We start from the raw sequence: 19,087 nt of genomic DNA on the forward strand, positions 1-19,087 counted from the left end.
TCCTTGAAATTTTGTGGATTATACAATAACTTTTACTAAAGAAAACTTTAGAAATTTTTTTAGTGGCTTGTATCCATATCAATAGTTGCCATAGTAGAATTTATGCCATGAAGTGATTGTAAAATTGATTTTACACTTGTAGAACGAATTATAATTTCATATCTATATCTATTAGCTATTTTGAATATTGCACACTGCCCAAATCCTACAACCTCAATGTTTTCATCAGCTTTTAGTATCTTTACATATTTATCAAGTTCATCTTTTACTTTTAATCCATTTGTGTGAGCGAATATAATTCTTGCCATTTTTACATAAGGTGGATATAAATCTTCTCTAAACTCTAACTCTTCATCTAAGAAATCTTTATAATCAGCTTCTTGAAAATAATACTCAAAAAAGTCTTGATTTTTTGTCTGAACAATAACTTCACCCTCACCTTTTCTTCCACTTCTTCCTGCAATTTGAATAAGTAAAGACAATGCTTTTTCTCTTGCTTTATATGAATTCATATTTAATACAGAATCAATTCCTAAAACAACTGCTAATTTTACATTGTGATAATCGTGCCCTTTTGATAGCATTTGAGTTCCAACTAAAATATCGATTTTATTTTTATTAAAATCATTTAAAACTGCTTTTAATTTCGTATCTGTTTTTATTTCATCTCTATCAAATCGTTTTATAATTTTTTCAGGAAAAGCAGCATTTAACTCCTCTTCTATTTGTGCAGTCCCTACTCTAAGATTATGAATTACTCCACTATTACAAGAAGGACAAACCTCAGGGATTTTTTGTGTATATCCGCAATAATGGCATTTTAAAGCTAAATCATTTTTATGTAAACTCATAGAAACAGAACAAAATGGACATTCAACTGATTTTCCACAGCTTGTACAAATTTGATATTTAAAATTTGCCCTTGTTGGTAAAAAGATAATAACTTGATGTTCATTTTTTAAAGTTTGATTAATTTTATTTAATATTTTTGGTGATAAATTTGCATCACTATCATCAAAATCTATAAACTTTTTGGATTTAAAAAAAGTTTGTTTCAATCTATAATAAGGAACTTTTTTAAAAGATGAAATAGAAGGAGTTGCACTTCCTAATATCAATTGAATATCAAACTTTTTTGTAATATATAAACTAAGATCTTTTGTTTGTAATCTTGGTTTAGAATCACTTTTATAAGATTCATCATGTTCTTCATCAACTACAACTATTCCTAAATTTTTAAAAGGCAAAAATAAAGATGATCTTGCCCCTGCAATTAATCTAATTTCACCATTTAAAACTTTTTGTATAATCTCTTTTTTCTTCTTTTTTGTTACTTTTGAATGCCAAATTGCAACACTAGTATCAAAAACTTTTTCCAATCTTTTTTGCATTTGAGGAGTTAATGAAATTTCAGGCATTAATAAAACTGCTTGTTTCTGTTCGTTTAAATGTTGTGCAATTGCTTTAATATAAACTTCTGTTTTACCACTACCTGTATTTGCAAATAGTAAAGCTTGTTTTTTAGTTTTTAAAAAATCAAAAGCTTCTTGTTGTTTTGGTGATAATTCAATATCACAATTAAAGTGTTTTTTTTCAAATTCAACTTCCAAAGATTTATCAAAAGCAGTATAAATACTCAAAGCCTCTCCTATACTGCACACATAATACTTACTAATAAAAATTGAAGTTTCTAGCATCATATGATCATAATATTCATCTGTTATAGTTTCAATATTTACACACTTAAAACTTGGTTTTTCAACCTCTTTTATAACTACTGCATCACATAGTTTTTTCATTCTTGCTAATTTTACTAATACTTTTGTACCTATTTGTATATCTTCTTCACTTTGATAAGTAAGATTACACAAAGGTGATTTTAAGATTGCTAATTCATAATATTTCATTGGAACTCTTTGCAAATTTCATTTTTGCTAATACACATAAATGTGTTATTTTTATATTTAAAATTAACTTTTGAATTGTTAAGTTTTAGACTGTAACTGTTTTTATTATATTTCATCCAAGAGTTATTTGAAGAAATTATTGCATTTTTTAATACATTAGAAAAAAGTTTCTCACCAGCTTTATTTATAGTAGCTTTATCTAATTGGGTTAAAAATTTAGTATTTGATAAAACTCTTTTTGAATTTACATTTTTAATACCACTTTTTATTTGATTTATTTGAATTTTATATTTTTTTGAATCAACGGTATTAAAAATATTAGAAAAATTTCTATTTATAAGAGTTATAATAATTGCTAATAAACAAATTGAAAAAATAACTTCAATTAGACTAAAAGCTCTTTTCATTTATAATGAAGGTATTTTATTTGATATTTGTTCTATTTCTTGCTTGAACTTAGAATGTTCTTGTGAAAGTCTTATATAAGCAGCTAGTAACTCTCTTGTATCCAAATTTTTATCAGTTTCTAAATACCTTGTTATCTCATTTTTTAATGATTCGTCTACACTTATCGTATAAGCCATATTATTAATATGAAAAGTCAATTTCTGAGTCACTCTTGTTACCTTTTTTTAATGTAATTGCGCTATCAATCCGTAAAAGCATATCTTGATTATTTCTTGTTAATTCATCATTCAAATTTTTCAATTCATTTAATTCTTGTATTAAAGAGTCATTCTCAATCTTTACTCTTTCATAATCACGAATTAATTTTTCAATTTTTGAATCAAGTGCTTCTGTAATTTCCATGCTTTGCATTTTAACACAAACTTCCTACTAATTAAATTATTTATTATTAAGTACTTATCTTAAAACCCATCTTGTTATTTTCATATTTTGTATTTTACACTTTAAATAATGAAAAATCTATTATTATAATATATATATTACTATTATTTTTTAAAATATAATATTAAGTCAAATAATAATATTATATTGCCTAATTTTTAACACAAGAATTTAATAAGGAGTGATTATTGGTTTATTTAGTAGGTGCTGGACCAGGAGATATTGAACTTTTTACATTAAAAGCTGTAAATATTTTAAAAGAAGCTGATGTGATTTTATATGATGCTTTAGTAAATGAAGATTTTATTCAATTTTGTAAAAAAGATTCAATAAAAATCAACGTAGGTAAAAGAAAAGGTCACCATATTAAAAATCAAGATGAGATAAATGAACTACTTATAAAATATGCCAAAGAAAAACATATAGTTGTTAGATTAAAAGGTGGTACTCCATTCGTATTTGGAAGAGGATATGAAGAAGTAAAAGCTTTAAAACAAATTGGCATAACACCTATTATTATTTCAGGTGTATCTTCAACTACAAGTGTTCCAGAAAGCTTTATGATTCCATCTATTGATAGAAGTTTTTCTGATTCATATAGAACAATTACAGGTCATGACTTACAAATATTTAATGAAATAGTAACTTCTTATCATAAAAGAGAAAATTTGATTATTATGATGGGTGCATATAAAGCAAAATTAATTGTTGAATCTTTATTACAAAAAGGTTTTCCACCTTCAACACCAATTGCTTATTTAAGTAAGGGCACAACAAAAGATGAAAAATGTCTAATTTTTACATTAGAAGAAGTATCTAGAAAAGATGATAGTTTTTTTGAAGAGTTAAAAAGTTTAACTCCAGTTATTACTTATGTGGGAGAGACAATAAAGGCCTCTTATTGAAAAGGAATTATTCCTCTTCAATAAGTAATTGACCTTGTTCATATAAAGATGCAACTGCTTTTCCCCATTGAGAAAAGTAATCCATATTTCTTTTAGAAAATCCAAATGTTTTATTTATATCTTGTATTAACTCTTTTTCTTTAAAATCAAAAGAGTCATCTGCATGAATTAATATCATTAATTCAAGCATTACTATTTTTTTACTTTTTTTTGTTTTAAAGTTTTTTAAAGTATCTTCTAAATCAAAAGTATCTACATCGAAAATGTCATCATTTTCTATACCCATTTCAACACAATATTCTTCAATAATTTCGTGTTCTTTTTCACCATAATCACTATCTACTCTTGCAAGATAATGAGCAAGCCTTAAAAAACTAAATTTCTCTTTTGTTTGTAATTTCATTAATAGCATATATCAAATTCCTATTTATTTTATAAGTATGAAATTATATAATTTTTTTGTTAATAAATAATAAATAACTCTTCTATTTTGTTAAGAAAGGAAAAACTAAAATTAATCCAGAAATTATAAACTGAACAGAAATAGAAGCAAGAAATAAACCCATAACTCTTGAAACAACGTTAATTCCAGTAATTCCTAGTTTTTTATTTATATATGTAGACATTCTAAGTGTTCCCCAAATATAAAAAGCCAAAGTAGTAATAATTAAACTCATAATAACAAGATGCATTAAACTATGACTTTTTTGAGAAAAAATAATAATTGTAGAAATTGCACCAGGACCTGCAATTAAAGGAATTGCTAAAGGTACTATTGCTATTTCTTTTGATGTGTTTTTTGCTTCTTCTAATTCATTTTTTGTATGTTTTGCTTTTGGTATTTCTGCATTTAACATATTAATAGACATCAAAAGTAATAAAATACCTCCTGCAATTTTAAATGCTGCTATTGAAATTCCAAAAAATAGTAATATGTATTCACCAATCCACACAGAAACTATACCTGCAACTCCTGCAGCAATTGCTACAGTTTTTGCAGTTTGATTTCTATCTTCTTTTGAAGAAGTAGCAGTAAGTGATATAAAAATTGGTATTGCAGATAATGGACTAAAAATTGCCATAATACCAATAAATACTTGAATATACTCATTAAGTGTTAACACCTATGCCCCTAAATATTTTTTTCTAATTTCATCTGAGTTCATTAACTCTTTTGCACTATTTTCTAGTGCAATTTCACCATTTTCTAATACATATGCATAATCAGAAATATTTAATGCTGCATAAGCATTTTGCTCTACTAAAAGAATAGTAATACCATCTTCTTTAAGTTTTGAAATAATATCAAATACTTCACCAATTATTTTAGGTGCCAAACCTAAACTTGGTTCATCTAACATTAACAATTTTGGAGAACTCATTAAAGCCCTTGCAATTGCAAGCATTTGTTGTTCACCACCACTCATTGTTCCTGCTAATTGTTTTCTTTTTTCTTTTAATCTTGGGAATAAATCATACATTGATTCTTGTAGTGAATCAAACTGTTCATCATTATTAAATGCTCCCATTCTTAAATTTTCATCAACACTTAAATTGATAAAAACTCTTCTTCCTTCTGGAACTAAAGATATTCCACTTTGAATAACTTTAGGAGTTGAAAGTTTTGATATATTATGACCTTCAAAATATATTCTTCCTTTTCTTTTTACATCATTTACAATTGATTTTAGTGTTGATGTTTTCCCTGCTCCATTAGAACCTATTAAAGATACTATTTGACCTTTTTCAACTTTAAAATCAATTTTTTTAACAGCTCTAATCAAACCATAATATACTTCTAAATCTCTTACTTTAAGCATGTTTAAAATCTCCAAGGTACGCTTTTATAACTTCTTCATCTTTGATAGCATCTGAAATATGACCTTCGAAAATTGTTTTTCCATAATCAAGAACCATAACTCTATCACACAAATGGTTTACAAACTTCATATCATGTTCAATAAGTAAAATTGTAATATCAAATTTATCTCTAATATCAAATAGCAATTGTGCTAATTCTTTTGTTTCATTTGGATTCATTCCTGCTGCTGGTTCATCTAATAAAAGTAATTTAGGTGCAGCAGCTAATGCTCTTGCAATTTCAACTTTTCTTTGACTACCATATGACAATGAAGTTGCTTGTTCATGTGCATATTGTGCAATGCCTAAAACTTCCATAATTTCAAATGCTTTTTGTTTAATTCTTTTCTCTTCTTTAAAAAATCTTGGCAATCTAATAATCGTTTCTAAATAAGAGTATTTTGCTTGATAATCAAAAGCAATTAAAATATTATCTAAAACTGTCATTGATTGAAAAAGTCTAATATTTTGGAATGTTCTTGCTATTCCTTTATGAACAATTTTATGTGGTTTTGTACCATCAATTCTTTGTCCATTAAATTTAACTGTTCCTTCACTTGGAGAATAATTTCCTGTAATGATATTAAACATTGTAGTTTTTCCTGCTCCATTTGGACCAATTAAACCATATATCTCTTTTGACTTAACAGAAAAAGAAGTATCTTTTATGGCAGTAACACCACCAAAATTTTTTGTAATATTACTAACTTCTAAAATCATTTGTTAGCCTTTTTCTTTTTGAATAAATCTTTTAACTCTTTTTTACCCATAAGCCCTTCTCTTGCAAATAACATCACAACAATTAATAATAAAGAGAATACAACCATTCTCATTCCTGGCATTGCATCTGTTTGATAACCAAAAATTTTCATTGGTTCATCTAAAAATCTCATCCATTCAAGTCCTGCCATAACAAATACAGTTCCTATAATTGCACCTGTTGTACTTCCTAAACCACCTAAAACTATAATAATTAGTAGTTGGAATGTCAATAAGAATGAGAATAAATCAGGTGAAATTGAAGTTAATAATGCAGCTAATAAACCTCCACCTATTCCTTCAAAAAATGCTGATGTAGTAAATGCTAAAGTTTTAATTTTAAATGTATTTACACCCATTGCAATTGCAGCATCTTCATCATCTCGAACTGCTTTCATTGCTCTACCATATTTAGAATAGATTATATTTAAAATTGCTAAAACTGCAAATATTGCAAAGCCTCCAGTCCAATATAAATTAGAAGATTGTGGAATATCATTAATTCCTAAAGAACCATTAGTTATTTCAGGTGAATTAATAGCTAAAATCCTAATAATAAAACCAAAACCTAATGTTACAATTGCAAGATAATCTCCTCTTACTCTAAAAACAGGGAAAGATAAAGATAATGCCAATAAAGAAGAGATAATTCCTGAAAAAATCAATGCCCAAAAAAAGTTAGCTTGTAGTGCTAAAATCCAAGGGTAAGGATCTTCAATATCATATTGATAAAGCATACCATCTGCATCAACTGTTAAAATCGCCGTAACATAAGCACCAACTGCAATAAAGCCATTTGGCTCTAAGGAGAACTGCCCTGTTACACCATTTATCAAGTTATATGAAACTGCTAAAATAATAAAAATAGCTACATTATTAATAATTCTTACAGTGTATTCTTCAAAATGATTTTGAGCAAACCATGTAAACCAAATTGCTACTAAGATTATTGATAAGTTTATTAATCTTTGTTTTGTAAATATCGAATCTTCAATCATATTAAAACCTACTCTTTTCTAAATCTTTTCCCATAATTCCTGTAGGTTTAAATAAAAGTACAAAAATTAAAAATACAAAGGCAAAAGCATCTTTATAACCAGCTAAATCTGGGAAAAATGCAACTACTACAACTTCTGTAAATCCTATAATAAACCCACCTAATACTGCACCTGTAACAGAACCAATACCTCCAACAACAGCAGCAGCAAAAGCTTTTAATCCAACTAAAACACCCATCATTGGTTCAACAGAAGGATAATTTATAACCCAAAACACTCCACCAACAGCAGCAAGTGCAGAACCTAAAGCAAATACAATAGCAATAATTTTATTTGCATCAATACCCATTAGATTAACTGTTTTTATATCAAAAGATAAAGCTCTAATTGCCATTCCATATTTTGTTTTATATAAAACAAATAAAATACCTAATAATAAAATTAGAGTAACAAGTGGAACTAATATAGATGATGTAGAAAAAATTATTCCTGAAACATTAAAAATATTTTGCATATATTCTGGTACAGGAAAAGGTCTTGGAACTCCACCTGCAAATACTGTAAATGCATTTTCCAAAAAGAAAGAGATACCAATTGCAGTAATAAGCAATGAAATTCTTGGTGCTTCTCTTAAAGGTTTATATGCAATTTTATCTGTCAAAATACCCACTAATGCAGATATAACTACTGACAATAAAACAGCCACAGGAAAAGGCAAATGAAATATAGAGATAAATGCATAAGCCAAAAATGCTCCAACCATCATAATGTCACCATGTGCAAAGTTAATAAGTCTAAGCACTCCATATACCATAGTATAACCAATTGCAATCAGTGCGTACATTGAGCCTAAAGAAAACCCATTTACCATCTGTTGCATAAATGTAAATAAATCCATTAATTCTCCCTGAAAGTTATAAGAAACTTTTACAATAATAAAAGGAACACTATTACTTTTATTATTGTAAAAAGCCTAGCAAAATGCTAGACTTTGTATATTTAAAATATTATATAATTTAAATTAGTTTAAATTAATTATGGATTTACAGTAGCTTTATATTGTGGTTTACCATTTACAATCTCTTTAATAATTGCAGATTTAATAGCATTACCATGTTTATCTATAGAAATAACTCCAGAAACTGCTTGAAAATCTTTAGTTTTTTTAATTTCTTTATTAATACACTCTGAATTTGATGGATCTTTACATTTATTCATTGCATTTATAAGTACATAATATGTATCAGCACCTAAAGCAGAAAATGAATTTAATGCATTTGAACCAGTTTGTTTTTCATAAGCTTTAATAAAATCAGTAGATTTTTTTGTTGGAGGATTTGTATAATCAAATGCATCTGTATATAAGTAACCATTTACAGCATCTCCACCTAAATCAATAAATGTTTGATTTGACACACCATCACCACTAATCATAGTTGTTTTAAGACCTAACTCTTTTGCTTGTCTTGCAAACATAGATGCTTCTGGATGATAAACAGGAAGGAAGATAATATCTGGATTTAATCTTTTTATTTGTGAAATAATAGCTTTATAATCTTTATCACCTGATGTAATTCTAATTTTTTTAATAATTTTTCCACCAGCTTTTGTATAAGTTTTTTTGAAAGCTTTTGCCAATCCTAAAGAGTATACTGTAGCTTGATCAACAACTAAAACCGCTTTTTTCTTATTTTGGCTAATTGCATAATTTGCAACTACACTACCTTGAAATGAATCTGTAAAACAAACTCTATTTGCATATTTTTTTCTCATAGTTAGTTTGTCATTTGTAGCAGCTGGTGCAACAACAGGAATATGTTTTTTTTCTGCAATTGAGATAACTTGTGCAGTATTAGTAGAAATCATAGCTCCAATAATTGCAACAGCTTTATCAGAAGAGATTAATCTAGTTGCTGCATTCGCAGTTTCAACTTTATCACCCTTATTATCTACTAATACAAGTTTAATTGTATCACCATTATCTAATTTTGGTTGTAATTTATGTGCTAATTTAACACCAACCTCAGCATTTTGTCCATATGCAGCAACTGCACCTGACATTGGTAAGATTAAACCTACTTTAATCTCTTTTGCAAAGGCCATAGTGCAAGTCAATGCAGTAGCAATTGATAAACCTATAATTTTTCTCATTTTTTCTCCTTGTTAAAACGATATAAGATTTTATGTAATTATTGAGAAAAAGTAAATAAAAATCATGCTATTTATTGAACATTTTTTGCAATTTTTTAATATTAATAAAATATAGAGGTTATAAATATCTTTATATTACAATTTAGTAATTAATTTATATTTAAACTATATTAATCACTCTAATTCTAAACTCATTAAAAACATATCTTCCCCATCAACTACATTTAAATTATTGCTATTACAAGATGGACATAAGAATTCATGCTTTTGTAAAGTAGAAGTTTTATTACAATCTAAACACTCGACGACGACTTTTTGATGATTTATAATAAACTGTGCATTATCACATACTGTCTTTTCTTTAAATGTATCAAAAGCTGTTTGTAGTAAATCAGGCTCAACTCCACTTAATACTCCAATTTTTACAATTAATTTTGTTACTTTTGAAGCATTATTGTCTTTAACATATTGTTCGCACTGTTCAAGTAATGATTGAACGATACTATATTCGTGCATTATTTCTCCTATAAAATTTTCATATTTATTAACAAATTCTTGGTAATAGTTCACCTGTTGGTAAATCTATAAATCGTTGAGTTCCCCACGCTGTATTTAATACAACTTTTCCTTGATGTTTTAAAGTTACATTACCAATAACGCTTGCTTCACTTGAAGTCTCAATTTGTTTTAAAATTTCAATTGCTTTTGAAGCTTGATCTTTAGATACTGCCATAACAAAAGTACCTTCATTTGCTAAACTCAAAGGGTCAAATCCAAGTAGTTCACAAACTCCTTTTACCTCATCACAAACAGGGATTTTTTCTTCTTCAATCTCCACACAAATATTTGATTGTTTTGCCCATTCATTTAAAACAGCACTAACCCCACCTCTTGTTGCATCTCTTAGTGCTCGAATTTGAATACCTTCATCTATTAATTTTTTTATAACTGGCCATAATGAAGCACAATCAGATTTTAAATTTGTTGAAAAATCAATATCTTCTCTTGCTGCAAAAATAGTAGCACCATGTTTACCAACTGAATTTGATACTATTACTACATCTTCATCTTGAATATTATTTGAAGATATTCCTTTTTGTTCTATTTGTCCTATTCCAGTAGTATTAATAAATATTTTATCAACACTACCTTTTGGTACTACTTTTGTATCTCCACTTACAACCATTGCACCATTTTTTTCAAGTTCTACTTTCATACTATCAACAATTCTATTTAAAGTTGATACTTCAAAGCCTTCTTCAATAATTACTGAACAAGTAAGATATTTTGGTTTTGCCCCCATCATTGCTAAGTCATTGCAAGTTCCACAAACTGCTAATTTTCCTATATTTGCACCGGGAAATTCTATTGGGCTTACAGTAAAAGAGTCTGTACTAAAAGCTAAATTACCATTTTCAATAACAGCAGCATCTTCACTTTTAGATAAAATCTCATTTTTAAAAGCTTTATAAAATATTTTTGTAATTAATTCATTATTTTCTTGCCCACCATTTCCATGAGCTAGTGTTATATTAGTCATTGTTAACCTCTTTTTGTACTATTTGTGCAAATTTTTTTAAAATAAAATTTGATTCACTTGTCTGTTTTATATTATTTATCAACTTTTTTGTTGATAACTTTTTCGTTTTTGAAACTTCATTTATATATGATCTCATTATATTATTATCATATTCTGGATGAAACTGTACACTCCATGCTTTTTTACCTACTCTAAAACTATGATTTTTATCGTGATTATTAAAAGCTAATCTTACTGCATTTGAGGGAAGTTTTTTAACAGTTTGTGAGTGAATAGTATGAACATTAAAGTTATTTGGTAAATCTTTAAATAACTCATCATCTTTTGCTTCATCAGTAAGTGAAATTTCAACTGTTCCAATTTCCATACCATTTTCATGATATGAACTTATTCCATCAAGACTTTTTGCCAAAAGTTGATGTCCATAACATATTGCTAATATTGGAATTTCATTTTTTATTAAAAGTGGTATCCATTTTTCTATTGCAACACTCCATGGTTCTTCATCTGTAACCATAGAGTGAGAACCAGTTATAATAACACCTGCACACTCATTTATAAAAGGAAGATTAAATTGTTGGTGCATATCTATTACAACCGTTTGCAAAGAATCATTGTCTAATTTATCAATTACCCACTTATCAAAATCACCATAGTGCATTTTTGTATCATCAAAAGTTATTCCTGTTTTTATTATAAAAAGTTTTTTCATCTTTTTTTCTCCAAGCTTAAACTTTTAATACCATACAATAAAATTATGAATAATTTAATATATATTTTATATATTATTTAATCAAATTTCCATATTTATAATATGCACTACAAGCGCCTTCACTAGATACCATACATGAACCTAAAGGGCTATTTGGTTTACATGCTTTTCCGAAAACTTTACAATCATTTGGTTTTGCCACACCTCTCATAATATCTCCACAAATACATAATTTATGATCATCAATTTTTTCAGTTGGCAAAATATCTTTATAGATTTTTTCAGCATCTATATTTGAATATTCATCTTTTAATTTCAATGCAGAATCAGCTATATCTCCTAAACCTCTCCATCTAAAATGTGTTGCTTTTGTAAAAAATTTATTTATTAACTTTTGTGCAGCTAAATTTCCATCATTTGATACAGCTCTTGAATACTCTATTTCAAGTTCACATCTGTTTTCATTAAATTGTTTTACTATTGCAAGAATTGATTGCATAACATCAACTGGTTCAAATCCTGCTACAACAACTGTTTTTTTATACTTAGATACAAACTCTTCATATATTTTTGAACCTGTAATTACACTTACATGGGAAGGTCCAATAAAAGCATCAATTTTACAATCACTACTTTCAAGTAATACTTTCATTGGTTGGGGAACTGTAATATGGTTTATATGAAAAAGAATATTATCAATCTTATTTTTTATTACATGCTCTAGTAAAGCAGCAGTCATTGGTGTTGTTGTTTCAAAGCCAATTGCAAAGAATATTATTTTTTTATTAGGGTTTTCTTTTGCTATTCTTATAGTATCAAGAGGTGAATATACAAATCTAACATCTGCACCTTTACTTCGTGCATCTTGTAAACTTCCTTTACTTCCAGGAACTTTAATCATGTCTCCTAAAGTAACTAATATCACATCTTCTTGTAAACTTAAGATATACGCGTGGTCAATTCTTTCTTTTGGCATAACACAAACTGGACAACCAGGACCATGAATAAACTCAACATTATCAGGCATTAATTGATTTAATCCATACTTCATTATTGTATGTGTATGTCCACCACAAACTTCCATAACATTTATTTTATGTGGAAGTTTTGAAGCTTCTTCATCTATTAATTTTTTTAATGCTCTTATAGCTTTAGGATCTCTAAATCCATCATATAAATCTTTTAATTTTAGTTCATTCATTGCTTTCTCTTTATCTAATTACTTTTTCTTTATCTATTTGGACAGTTTTATGATTCTTCAACTAATCTTTGAGCTTCTTCTTCTTCCATGTTCTTAACAATCTGTTCATAAAGCTTTAAAGATTCCATTGCATCTTCTTCATCTATTTTATTCATTGCAAATCCAATATGAAGTAATACATAGTCTCCCACTTTTACTTCTTGATCAATTAAATCTAAACTTGCACTTCTTTCTACACCCATTGTATCAACTGTACAACTATTACTCTCTTTATCTATTGATTTTATTTTTGAGGGAATTGATAAACACATTTTTCTTTCCTTATCTATGTTTTCTTTTAAAGTTAATCCAATCAATAACATTTTGTAATGAGTCTTTATCTTTAATATTTACTTCCAAAATATCAACATTAGGTTTTAACTTTCTTGCAACTTCTTTTTCTTTTTCTAGATCATACTCAAAATAAGGAAGTAAATCAGTTTTTGTAAATAAAATCAAATCAGCTGCTCTAAACATTACTGGATATTTTGCAATTTTATCTTCACCTTCAGGAACTGAAACAAGTACAATATTCAAATGTGTTCCAACATCATATGAAGCTGGACAAACTAAGTTACCAACATTTTCTACAAAACATACATCAATATCATCAAGAGGCATATCATGCAATCCTTTATGCACCATAAATGCATCTAAGTGACAAGCACTTCCTGTTTGAATTTGTACTGCTTTTATATCTTTTGCTTTTAATCTATCTGCATCTTTATTTGTTTCTAAATCACCTTCAACTACACCAAAATTGAAATCAACCATATCAGCAATATTTTCTAAAAGTGTAGTTTTACCACTTCCTGGACTACTCATAAGATTTATACCCAATACTTTATGTTCATTAAAGTGTGCTCTATTATGCGCTGCTTCGTGATCATTTTTATCTAATATTTTCTTTATTACTGAAACTGTTTTACTATCATTTAATTGTGGGTTATGATGTAATGTTTCATGTGCTGCTTGATGGCTAGCACTACCATGTTCATGTGAGTGTTCATGATCGTGATGATGATCATGATCTGTTATACTACATCCGCAATCTTTACACATATTATCTCCTTTGAATAACTATTCATTTTATTAGTTTACTATTATTTTCTTAAATGATTTAGCGATTTTTTTTGAACTTATGTATTTTTTGAACTAAATAGTGTATAATATCTTATGAATTTAAATATTTGTCCATATTGTAATAGTAAAAAACTGTATATATTAAAAGATAATTATAGAAAATGCAAAGATTGTAAAAAGAAATTTTCATTAAGAAAAATTGAAATTGACCTTAAAATAATTGATGGTTTTTGTAACAATGAATCTGCATTAAATTTATCAAAAAGCTTAGGTGTAAATTATAGGACTGTACTTAATAGATATGAGGTTTTTAGAAAATTAATTGCTAATTATTTAGAGGAGTTATATCATAACTCAATACAAGACAATACTTCATATGAAGAGTTCTATTATTTTAATAAAAAGCAATTAAAAAAGAAAAAAAAGAGTCTTTATGAAGCTATAAATTTAATAGGCTTTTATAATAATGATAGAGTATATACTCTTCTAATGCCTTCACTTCCTACTGCACCAATGCAAGATAGAGACATAGAGTTTGAAAGATATTTAAAGTGGCATAAACTTCAATCTCAAAACTCATATGAAACACCATTAAAAGATTTTTGGGATTTTTTAAGTAATGAGTTAGATAAATATAAGGGAATAAATAATAATAACTTCTTTTTTTATTTAAAAGAGTGCGAATTCAAATATAACTTTAATAAGCCAATTTGTAAAGCACTCTTAAAAAATATTTATTTTACTTAATTTAAATCTATTGCTTTCACCTCATTTTTTCCTAAGAACTCTTTATCATTTGCATTATCTACAATTTTTTGAGAAATTTCTGCAGTTTGAACAGATACATCTTTTGTTTTCATAGCAACACTTGCATTTTGTTGTGTTTGTTGGTCAAGTTCATTAATAGCATCATTTATTTGTTCAATTCCTACTTGTTGCTCTTTACTTGCTACGGCAACATCTTCTATTAAAGTAATTGTCTTATTAATATTTTCATTTAATGAGTGATAACCTTTTATCATCTCATCTGCAATATCTTTTCCTTCATTTGCTTTTGAAGTTGCTGTTTCTACTAACTGTTTTATTTCGCTTGCAGCTTGCGCACTTCTGTTTGCAAGATTTCTTACTTCTTGGGCAACAACTGCAAATCCTTTTCCTGCTTCTCCTGCTGTTGCTGCTTCTACTGCTGCATTTAAAGATAAAATATTTGTTTGGAATGCTATTTGATCTATTACTGTTATTGCTTCATTTATGGCATTTACTTGATTATCAATTTCATCCATTGATGCAGATGTTTTTGTTGCTAATTCATTTCCTTGTTTTGAAGAGTTATTAAGTTCATTTGCATAAGAACTCATTGTTCTTATATGTTCAACATTTTCTCTAATATTTCCAGTAATCTCTTCAAGTGCAGCTGCTGTTTCTTCTAGACTTGAAGCTGATTCTTGAGAAGAAGTATTTAATGTATCTACATTATTTGATAATATTTTTGCAGATTCATTTAATGTCAATCCATTTCTTTTATTTGTAACTAACATATCACTTATAGTGTGACCTAAATCATTAATTCCATTCATTAAATCACATATTTCACCAGTACATCGCATAGTTGTTTCAACTCTAAAATCATTACTTTGGTATTTTTTAAGAACTCCTAATGAGTGATTAACAATCTCTTGAAGATGCTCCATCATACTATTAAATACTTCAATTAGCTGTTTAATAGATGGGTTTGAACTATTACACTCTATTCTTCCTGATAATTCACCTGAACTAATATGATTTACCAAAGCTGAAACTTCTGATATTACTTTTCTATCTTCTTCGAGTATTTTTTTAGTATTTTCAATATTTTGATTAATCATTGCAGACATTTCACCAATTTCATCATTATAAAATACTTTTAAAGATTTAACATCATTTGACTCATGATTTAAAAATTTGAAAAAATGAACCAATCCATCTTCTAAATCATTTATAGGATCTACTAAAATTTTCTTTGATAGATATGTAATAATTAATAAAATTAATACAACTGATATTACAGAAATAACTATAATTTGAGTAATAACATTATTTATCTCACTTTTAGAGTGATCTGCCATTACTTGAATATTTTTTTCAATATCTTCAATATAAGTACCAGTACCAATTATCCAATCCCAAGGTTCAAAATACATAACATAAGAGAATTTTTCTTTTGAAATTTTTTCTCCAGGTTTATTTTTATAATATTTTACTAAACCTTCTCCTTTTGATTTTGAAACATTTACAAATTCTTGAAAATATTTTTTACCATTTGAGTCTTCACTATTTTTTAAATTTTGGCCAACATTATCTTTATTATTAGGATTCATAATAAGTTTATAATTTGTATCATTTACCCAAAAATATCCATTATTTCCAAATCTCATATTTGATAAAGTAGATAATGCTTTTTCTCTCATTTGTTTATCTAAGCTATCTAGATATTTTCCACTTATTATTACCCAATTAAAAGGTTTAAATAATCTACCATAAGATATCTTTTTTTTAAGGTCTTTACTATTAGGTTTTTGCCATACATAACTTACAAAACCTTCAGAATTACCAGATTTAATAGTTTTAGTAATTTTATTAACAAAATCTACACCATTTTTATCTTTTAGTTTTGTAAGATTTCTTCCAACTAAACTTTTATCAATTGGATGAACAACTATCGTATTACTTAAATCTGAAACAAAGAAATAACCATTATTATCAAATCTTGCATTTAAAATTATTTGTTTTATTCTATTTTTTAGTTCATTTTGAGTTAATTTATCTTTATTATTTTCATACTCTTTTTGTACTATTGAAAATAAAAAATCTGTATTTGATTTTAAATCTTTTTCAACTAAAGATTTAACCTTTTGGGGTGAAGTCATATTATAAAAACTTTTAACGGTTTTTATTGCCATTGATACATAACTTTTTAGTTCATTCTCTTTTTGGATATAAGCTTTTTGTTTATACCCCTCTATATTCTTTTTTGTCAGTTGATTAATTGAATATATTGATTTTAAAGCAATAATAATTGAAATTAGTATTACAGTAGTAATAACAATTGCAAGAATTTTTGCTTTTATATTCATACTTTTAAAAAACTGCATTTACGCTCCTTGTACGATTTTGTTTTTATTATAACTTATCTTAGACTATATAATGACTTAGTATAAATACATAAAATATACATTATAATTTTATTTTGTAATTAATATTAAAATAAAATTAAATAAAATAATTAAATAAAAGTTTTATTCTATCAATAGTTCATAGCATTAAAATAGCAAATTCTATTTTATTTTTTTGACTAAAAAGAAATTATTATTTCAACTTATATATATAAAATAGAATATTATAAACCAAAATTATAATAAAGGAAAAAAATGTTAAATGGTTTTAGATTTATTTCTGCAGTTGAGGGTTTTTCTTATTTAATACTTATTTTTATTGCTATGCCAATAAAGTATATTTTAGGAAATCCATACATTGTAAAAGTTGTAGGAATGTCACATGGAGTTTTATTTATTTTATTTTCTATTTCACTATTTTTAACTTTAAAAAGATTAAATTGGGATAAGGGATTTGCTTTTCAACTTTTTGTTTTATCTTTAATTCCTTTTGGGGCAATTTTAATAGAAAAAAAAGTTAAAATAGAAAATAATAAATTCTAAGAGAAAATCTCTTAGAATTTAAATAAACCTGTTTCATTTAAAATTACTGCAATTAATGCAAATGGAATTACATATCTAATCATAAAAAACCAAATTGATAAAAATGTTTTACCCATTAAAGGAGTAAGTTCTTTTCTGATTTTTTGTTTATCCATAAAATACCCAACAAAAATAACAACTAAAATACCTCCAAAAGGAACTAATATTGTTGAACATACAAAATCAACCCAATCAAAGAAAGTTTTACTTCCTACTTTTAATGCTGGAGCAAAGTCTGTAATATTTGAGAATAAAGTAATTATACCTAGAACATAAAAGAAAATACTACAAATAATAGCAGCTTTCTTTCTTGTCATATTAAATCTTTGAATTAGATATAATACAGCTGGTTCCATCATTGAAATAGCAGATGTAATTCCAGCAAATGCAATTGCAACAAAGAATAATATTGATAAAAATTCTCCTGCTTTACCAAACTCATAAAATACTGATGGTAAAGAGATAAATACTAATCCTGGACCTTTTGTTGACTCAGCACCTTTATCAAATAATAAAGTAAATATAATAAGTCCAGCAACAAGAGCAACAATTGTATCAATTATAGAAATAATCAAAGATGATCTAACAATATTTGATTGTTTTGGTAATGAAGCAGCATATGTAATAATAATACCCATACCCAAAGATAGAGTATAAAATGCCTGTCCAATTGCTACAATAACTGCTGTTGAAGTAAGTTTAGAAAAATCTGGATTAAACATAAAAGTTACTGCATCAGAAAAAGCATCAACATTAATTGAATAAATAAATAGAATTCCTAACATAATTCCTAACAATGGCATTAAAATTTTATTTATTTTTTCAATTCCATTTTTTACACCTTTTAAAATAATTGCTGTTACTAAAACAAATACAATTGTATGATAAAAAAGTTGCGTTTGATAATCTGTTTGAAGAAGAGCCATAAACGTAGCTTTTGACTCGTGTACAGTTGAAGGTAACTTTTCAAAAGAAATTGTAATATAGTGTAAAATCCAACCAATAATTACTGAATAATATGAAAGAATAAGCAAAGGGACAATTACTACAAATCCTGCAAATTTCCATATTTTTTTATATTTTGTTGCAAGATTTTCAAACATTGATACTGCATCACTTTGACCTAATTTACCAATTAATAACTCTGAAATAAGAACAAAAACACCAATAAATAATGCTGTTATTAAATAAATAAGAACAAAGGCTCCACCACCATATTCACCTGTAACATAAGGAAATTTCCATATGTTTCCTAAACCTACTGCAGAACCTACTGCAGCTAATATAAAACCTAGTCTACTAAACTTTGCTGTCTTCATAGCCAACCTTGTAAAAAATTAAGGTTCAAT

Annotated in this window: 22 protein-coding genes; 3 read left to right on the forward strand and 19 right to left on the reverse strand. The window is 26.9% G+C overall.

The features are described 5' to 3' along the window. Positions 1-59: 59 nt before the first annotated feature. From CRU93_RS00625 to CRU93_RS00640, 4 genes are read right to left on the reverse strand one after another with little or no spacing between them, the layout of a single operon-like run. Positions 60-1,907, reverse strand: a complete 1,848-nt coding sequence (locus tag CRU93_RS00625; protein WP_129102247.1) for a primosomal protein N' — start codon at positions 1,905-1,907, stop codon at positions 60-62. Further along, positions 1,904-2,314, reverse strand: coding sequence for a type II secretion system protein (locus tag CRU93_RS00630; RefSeq protein WP_129102248.1), 411 nt, complete (start codon positions 2,312-2,314; stop codon positions 1,904-1,906). The genes CRU93_RS00625 and CRU93_RS00630 overlap by 4 nt, the downstream gene beginning before the upstream one ends. Beyond that, complete coding sequence (locus tag CRU93_RS00635) at positions 2,315-2,491, reverse strand: hypothetical protein (RefSeq protein ID WP_258238778.1); 177 nt, start codon at positions 2,489-2,491, stop codon at positions 2,315-2,317. 4 nt (positions 2,492-2,495) lie between these two features. Beyond that, entirely contained in the window at positions 2,496-2,726 is a 231-nt protein-coding gene (locus CRU93_RS00640) for a hypothetical protein (RefSeq protein ID WP_258238779.1), read from the reverse strand. Positions 2,727-2,944: 218 nt separating this feature from the next. Between CRU93_RS00640 and cobA the strand changes: the two genes are divergently transcribed. After that, on the forward strand, positions 2,945-3,661 hold the full coding sequence (gene cobA / locus CRU93_RS00645; RefSeq protein ID WP_129102250.1) for a uroporphyrinogen-III C-methyltransferase: 717 nt from the start codon (positions 2,945-2,947) through the stop codon (positions 3,659-3,661). 7 nt (positions 3,662-3,668) lie between these two features. Here the strand turns inward: cobA and CRU93_RS00650 are convergent, their stop codons facing one another. The 13 genes from CRU93_RS00650 to hypB all read right to left on the reverse strand — a co-directional run bounded on the left by CRU93_RS00650 (position 3,669) and on the right by hypB (position 13,983). Continuing rightward, on the reverse strand, positions 3,669-4,064 hold the full coding sequence (locus CRU93_RS00650) for a TerB family tellurite resistance protein (protein ID WP_258238780.1): 396 nt from the start codon (positions 4,062-4,064) through the stop codon (positions 3,669-3,671). An 82-nt stretch (positions 4,065-4,146) separates the two neighbouring features. Beyond that, on the reverse strand, positions 4,147-4,785 hold the full coding sequence (locus CRU93_RS00655) for a MarC family protein (protein ID WP_129102252.1): 639 nt from the start codon (positions 4,783-4,785) through the stop codon (positions 4,147-4,149). Next, on the reverse strand, positions 4,786-5,481 hold the full coding sequence (locus CRU93_RS00660; RefSeq protein ID WP_129102253.1) for an ABC transporter ATP-binding protein: 696 nt from the start codon (positions 5,479-5,481) through the stop codon (positions 4,786-4,788). Continuing rightward, positions 5,474-6,241, reverse strand: coding sequence for an ABC transporter ATP-binding protein (locus CRU93_RS00665; protein WP_129102254.1), 768 nt, complete (start codon positions 6,239-6,241; stop codon positions 5,474-5,476). The genes CRU93_RS00660 and CRU93_RS00665 overlap by 8 nt, the downstream gene beginning before the upstream one ends. Continuing rightward, the gene (locus CRU93_RS00670) at positions 6,238-7,278 is read right to left on the reverse strand and encodes a branched-chain amino acid ABC transporter permease (protein ID WP_129102255.1); all 1,041 of its coding nucleotides are present in this window, start codon (positions 7,276-7,278) and stop codon (positions 6,238-6,240) included. Before CRU93_RS00670 ends, CRU93_RS00665 begins: the two co-directional genes overlap by 4 nt. A 1-nt stretch (position 7,279) precedes the next feature. Then, a complete protein-coding gene (locus CRU93_RS00675; protein WP_129102256.1) occupies positions 7,280-8,176 on the reverse strand; it encodes a branched-chain amino acid ABC transporter permease in 897 nt (298 codons plus the stop codon). Positions 8,177-8,313: 137 nt separating this feature from the next. Beyond that, on the reverse strand, positions 8,314-9,429 hold the full coding sequence (locus tag CRU93_RS00680) for an ABC transporter substrate-binding protein (protein ID WP_129102257.1): 1,116 nt from the start codon (positions 9,427-9,429) through the stop codon (positions 8,314-8,316). A 174-nt stretch (positions 9,430-9,603) separates the two neighbouring features. Further along, positions 9,604-9,945, reverse strand: coding sequence for a hydrogenase/urease nickel incorporation protein HypA (hypA, locus tag CRU93_RS00685; RefSeq protein WP_129102258.1), 342 nt, complete (start codon positions 9,943-9,945; stop codon positions 9,604-9,606). Between the two features lie 28 nt (positions 9,946-9,973). Further along, positions 9,974-10,969 carry a hydrogenase expression/formation protein HypE gene (gene hypE / locus CRU93_RS00690; protein WP_129102259.1) on the reverse strand — a complete coding sequence of 332 codons (996 nt, stop codon included), beginning with the start codon at positions 10,967-10,969 and terminating at the stop codon, positions 9,974-9,976. Continuing rightward, on the reverse strand, positions 10,962-11,681 hold the full coding sequence (locus CRU93_RS00695; RefSeq protein WP_129102260.1) for a glutamine amidotransferase: 720 nt from the start codon (positions 11,679-11,681) through the stop codon (positions 10,962-10,964). The genes hypE and CRU93_RS00695 overlap by 8 nt, the downstream gene beginning before the upstream one ends. Before the next feature lie 73 nt (positions 11,682-11,754). Beyond that, positions 11,755-12,882, reverse strand: coding sequence for a hydrogenase formation protein HypD (gene hypD, locus CRU93_RS00700; RefSeq protein ID WP_129102261.1), 1,128 nt, complete (start codon positions 12,880-12,882; stop codon positions 11,755-11,757). A gap of 47 nt (positions 12,883-12,929) precedes the next feature. Continuing rightward, a complete protein-coding gene (locus tag CRU93_RS00705; RefSeq protein ID WP_129102262.1) occupies positions 12,930-13,193 on the reverse strand; it encodes a HypC/HybG/HupF family hydrogenase formation chaperone in 264 nt (87 codons plus the stop codon). Between the two features lie 10 nt (positions 13,194-13,203). Beyond that, on the reverse strand, positions 13,204-13,983 hold the full coding sequence (gene hypB, locus CRU93_RS00710; protein ID WP_129102263.1) for a hydrogenase nickel incorporation protein HypB: 780 nt from the start codon (positions 13,981-13,983) through the stop codon (positions 13,204-13,206). 114 nt (positions 13,984-14,097) lie between these two features. On the opposite strand from hypB, the gene CRU93_RS00715 reads away from it, so the two are divergent. Beyond that, complete coding sequence (locus tag CRU93_RS00715) at positions 14,098-14,751, forward strand: hypothetical protein (RefSeq protein WP_129102264.1); 654 nt, start codon at positions 14,098-14,100, stop codon at positions 14,749-14,751. On the opposite strand, the gene CRU93_RS00720 is transcribed toward CRU93_RS00715, so the two are convergent. Then, positions 14,748-17,135: a cache domain-containing protein gene (locus CRU93_RS00720; RefSeq protein ID WP_129102265.1), complete on the reverse strand. Its 2,388-nt coding sequence runs from the start codon at positions 17,133-17,135 to the stop codon at positions 14,748-14,750. The genes CRU93_RS00715 and CRU93_RS00720 overlap by 4 nt on opposite strands. A gap of 276 nt (positions 17,136-17,411) precedes the next feature. Between CRU93_RS00720 and CRU93_RS00725 the strand changes: the two genes are divergently transcribed. Continuing rightward, the gene (locus tag CRU93_RS00725; protein WP_129102266.1) at positions 17,412-17,699 is read left to right on the forward strand and encodes a DUF3817 domain-containing protein; all 288 of its coding nucleotides are present in this window, start codon (positions 17,412-17,414) and stop codon (positions 17,697-17,699) included. A gap of 11 nt (positions 17,700-17,710) precedes the next feature. Here the strand turns inward: CRU93_RS00725 and CRU93_RS00730 are convergent, their stop codons facing one another. After that, the gene (locus CRU93_RS00730) at positions 17,711-19,057 is read right to left on the reverse strand and encodes a sodium-dependent transporter (RefSeq protein WP_129102267.1); all 1,347 of its coding nucleotides are present in this window, start codon (positions 19,055-19,057) and stop codon (positions 17,711-17,713) included. Positions 19,058-19,087 lie beyond the last annotated feature (30 nt).

Origin of the sequence: Arcobacter sp. CECT 8985 (assembly GCF_004116495.1) — a bacterium.
Classification (GTDB): domain Bacteria; phylum Campylobacterota; class Campylobacteria; order Campylobacterales; family Arcobacteraceae; genus Malaciobacter.

Excerpts from the sequence above, each read along its gene's own strand:
- CRU93_RS00625 (WP_129102247.1), bottom strand. The coding sequence starts at position 1,907 with ATGAAATATTATGAATTAGCAATCTTAAAATCACCTTTGTGTAATCTT.
- CRU93_RS00630 (WP_129102248.1), bottom strand. The coding sequence starts at position 2,314 with ATGAAAAGAGCTTTTAGTCTAATTGAAGTTATTTTTTCAATTTGTTTA.
- CRU93_RS00635 (WP_258238778.1), bottom strand. The coding sequence starts at position 2,491 with ATGGCTTATACGATAAGTGTAGACGAATCATTAAAAAATGAGATAACA.
- CRU93_RS00640 (WP_258238779.1), bottom strand. The coding sequence starts at position 2,726 with ATGCAAAGCATGGAAATTACAGAAGCACTTGATTCAAAAATTGAAAAA.
- CRU93_RS00650 (WP_258238780.1), bottom strand. The coding sequence starts at position 4,064 with ATGAAATTACAAACAAAAGAGAAATTTAGTTTTTTAAGGCTTGCTCAT.
- CRU93_RS00660 (WP_129102253.1), bottom strand. The coding sequence starts at position 5,481 with ATGCTTAAAGTAAGAGATTTAGAAGTATATTATGGTTTGATTAGAGCT.
- CRU93_RS00665 (WP_129102254.1), bottom strand. The coding sequence starts at position 6,241 with ATGATTTTAGAAGTTAGTAATATTACAAAAAATTTTGGTGGTGTTACT.
- CRU93_RS00670 (WP_129102255.1), bottom strand. The coding sequence starts at position 7,278 with ATGATTGAAGATTCGATATTTACAAAACAAAGATTAATAAACTTATCA.
- CRU93_RS00675 (WP_129102256.1), bottom strand. The coding sequence starts at position 8,176 with ATGGATTTATTTACATTTATGCAACAGATGGTAAATGGGTTTTCTTTA.
- CRU93_RS00680 (WP_129102257.1), bottom strand. The coding sequence starts at position 9,429 with ATGAGAAAAATTATAGGTTTATCAATTGCTACTGCATTGACTTGCACT.
- hypA (WP_129102258.1), bottom strand. The coding sequence starts at position 9,945 with ATGCACGAATATAGTATCGTTCAATCATTACTTGAACAGTGCGAACAA.
- hypE (WP_129102259.1), bottom strand. The coding sequence starts at position 10,969 with ATGACTAATATAACACTAGCTCATGGAAATGGTGGGCAAGAAAATAAT.
- CRU93_RS00695 (WP_129102260.1), bottom strand. The coding sequence starts at position 11,681 with ATGAAAAAACTTTTTATAATAAAAACAGGAATAACTTTTGATGATACA.
- hypD (WP_129102261.1), bottom strand. The coding sequence starts at position 12,882 with ATGAATGAACTAAAATTAAAAGATTTATATGATGGATTTAGAGATCCT.
- CRU93_RS00705 (WP_129102262.1), bottom strand. The coding sequence starts at position 13,193 with ATGTGTTTATCAATTCCCTCAAAAATAAAATCAATAGATAAAGAGAGT.
- hypB (WP_129102263.1), bottom strand. The coding sequence starts at position 13,983 with ATGTGTAAAGATTGCGGATGTAGTATAACAGATCATGATCATCATCAC.
- CRU93_RS00715 (WP_129102264.1), top strand. The coding sequence starts at position 14,098 with ATGAATTTAAATATTTGTCCATATTGTAATAGTAAAAAACTGTATATA.
- CRU93_RS00720 (WP_129102265.1), bottom strand. The coding sequence starts at position 17,135 with ATGCAGTTTTTTAAAAGTATGAATATAAAAGCAAAAATTCTTGCAATT.
- CRU93_RS00725 (WP_129102266.1), top strand. The coding sequence starts at position 17,412 with ATGTTAAATGGTTTTAGATTTATTTCTGCAGTTGAGGGTTTTTCTTAT.
- CRU93_RS00730 (WP_129102267.1), bottom strand. The coding sequence starts at position 19,057 with ATGAAGACAGCAAAGTTTAGTAGACTAGGTTTTATATTAGCTGCAGTA.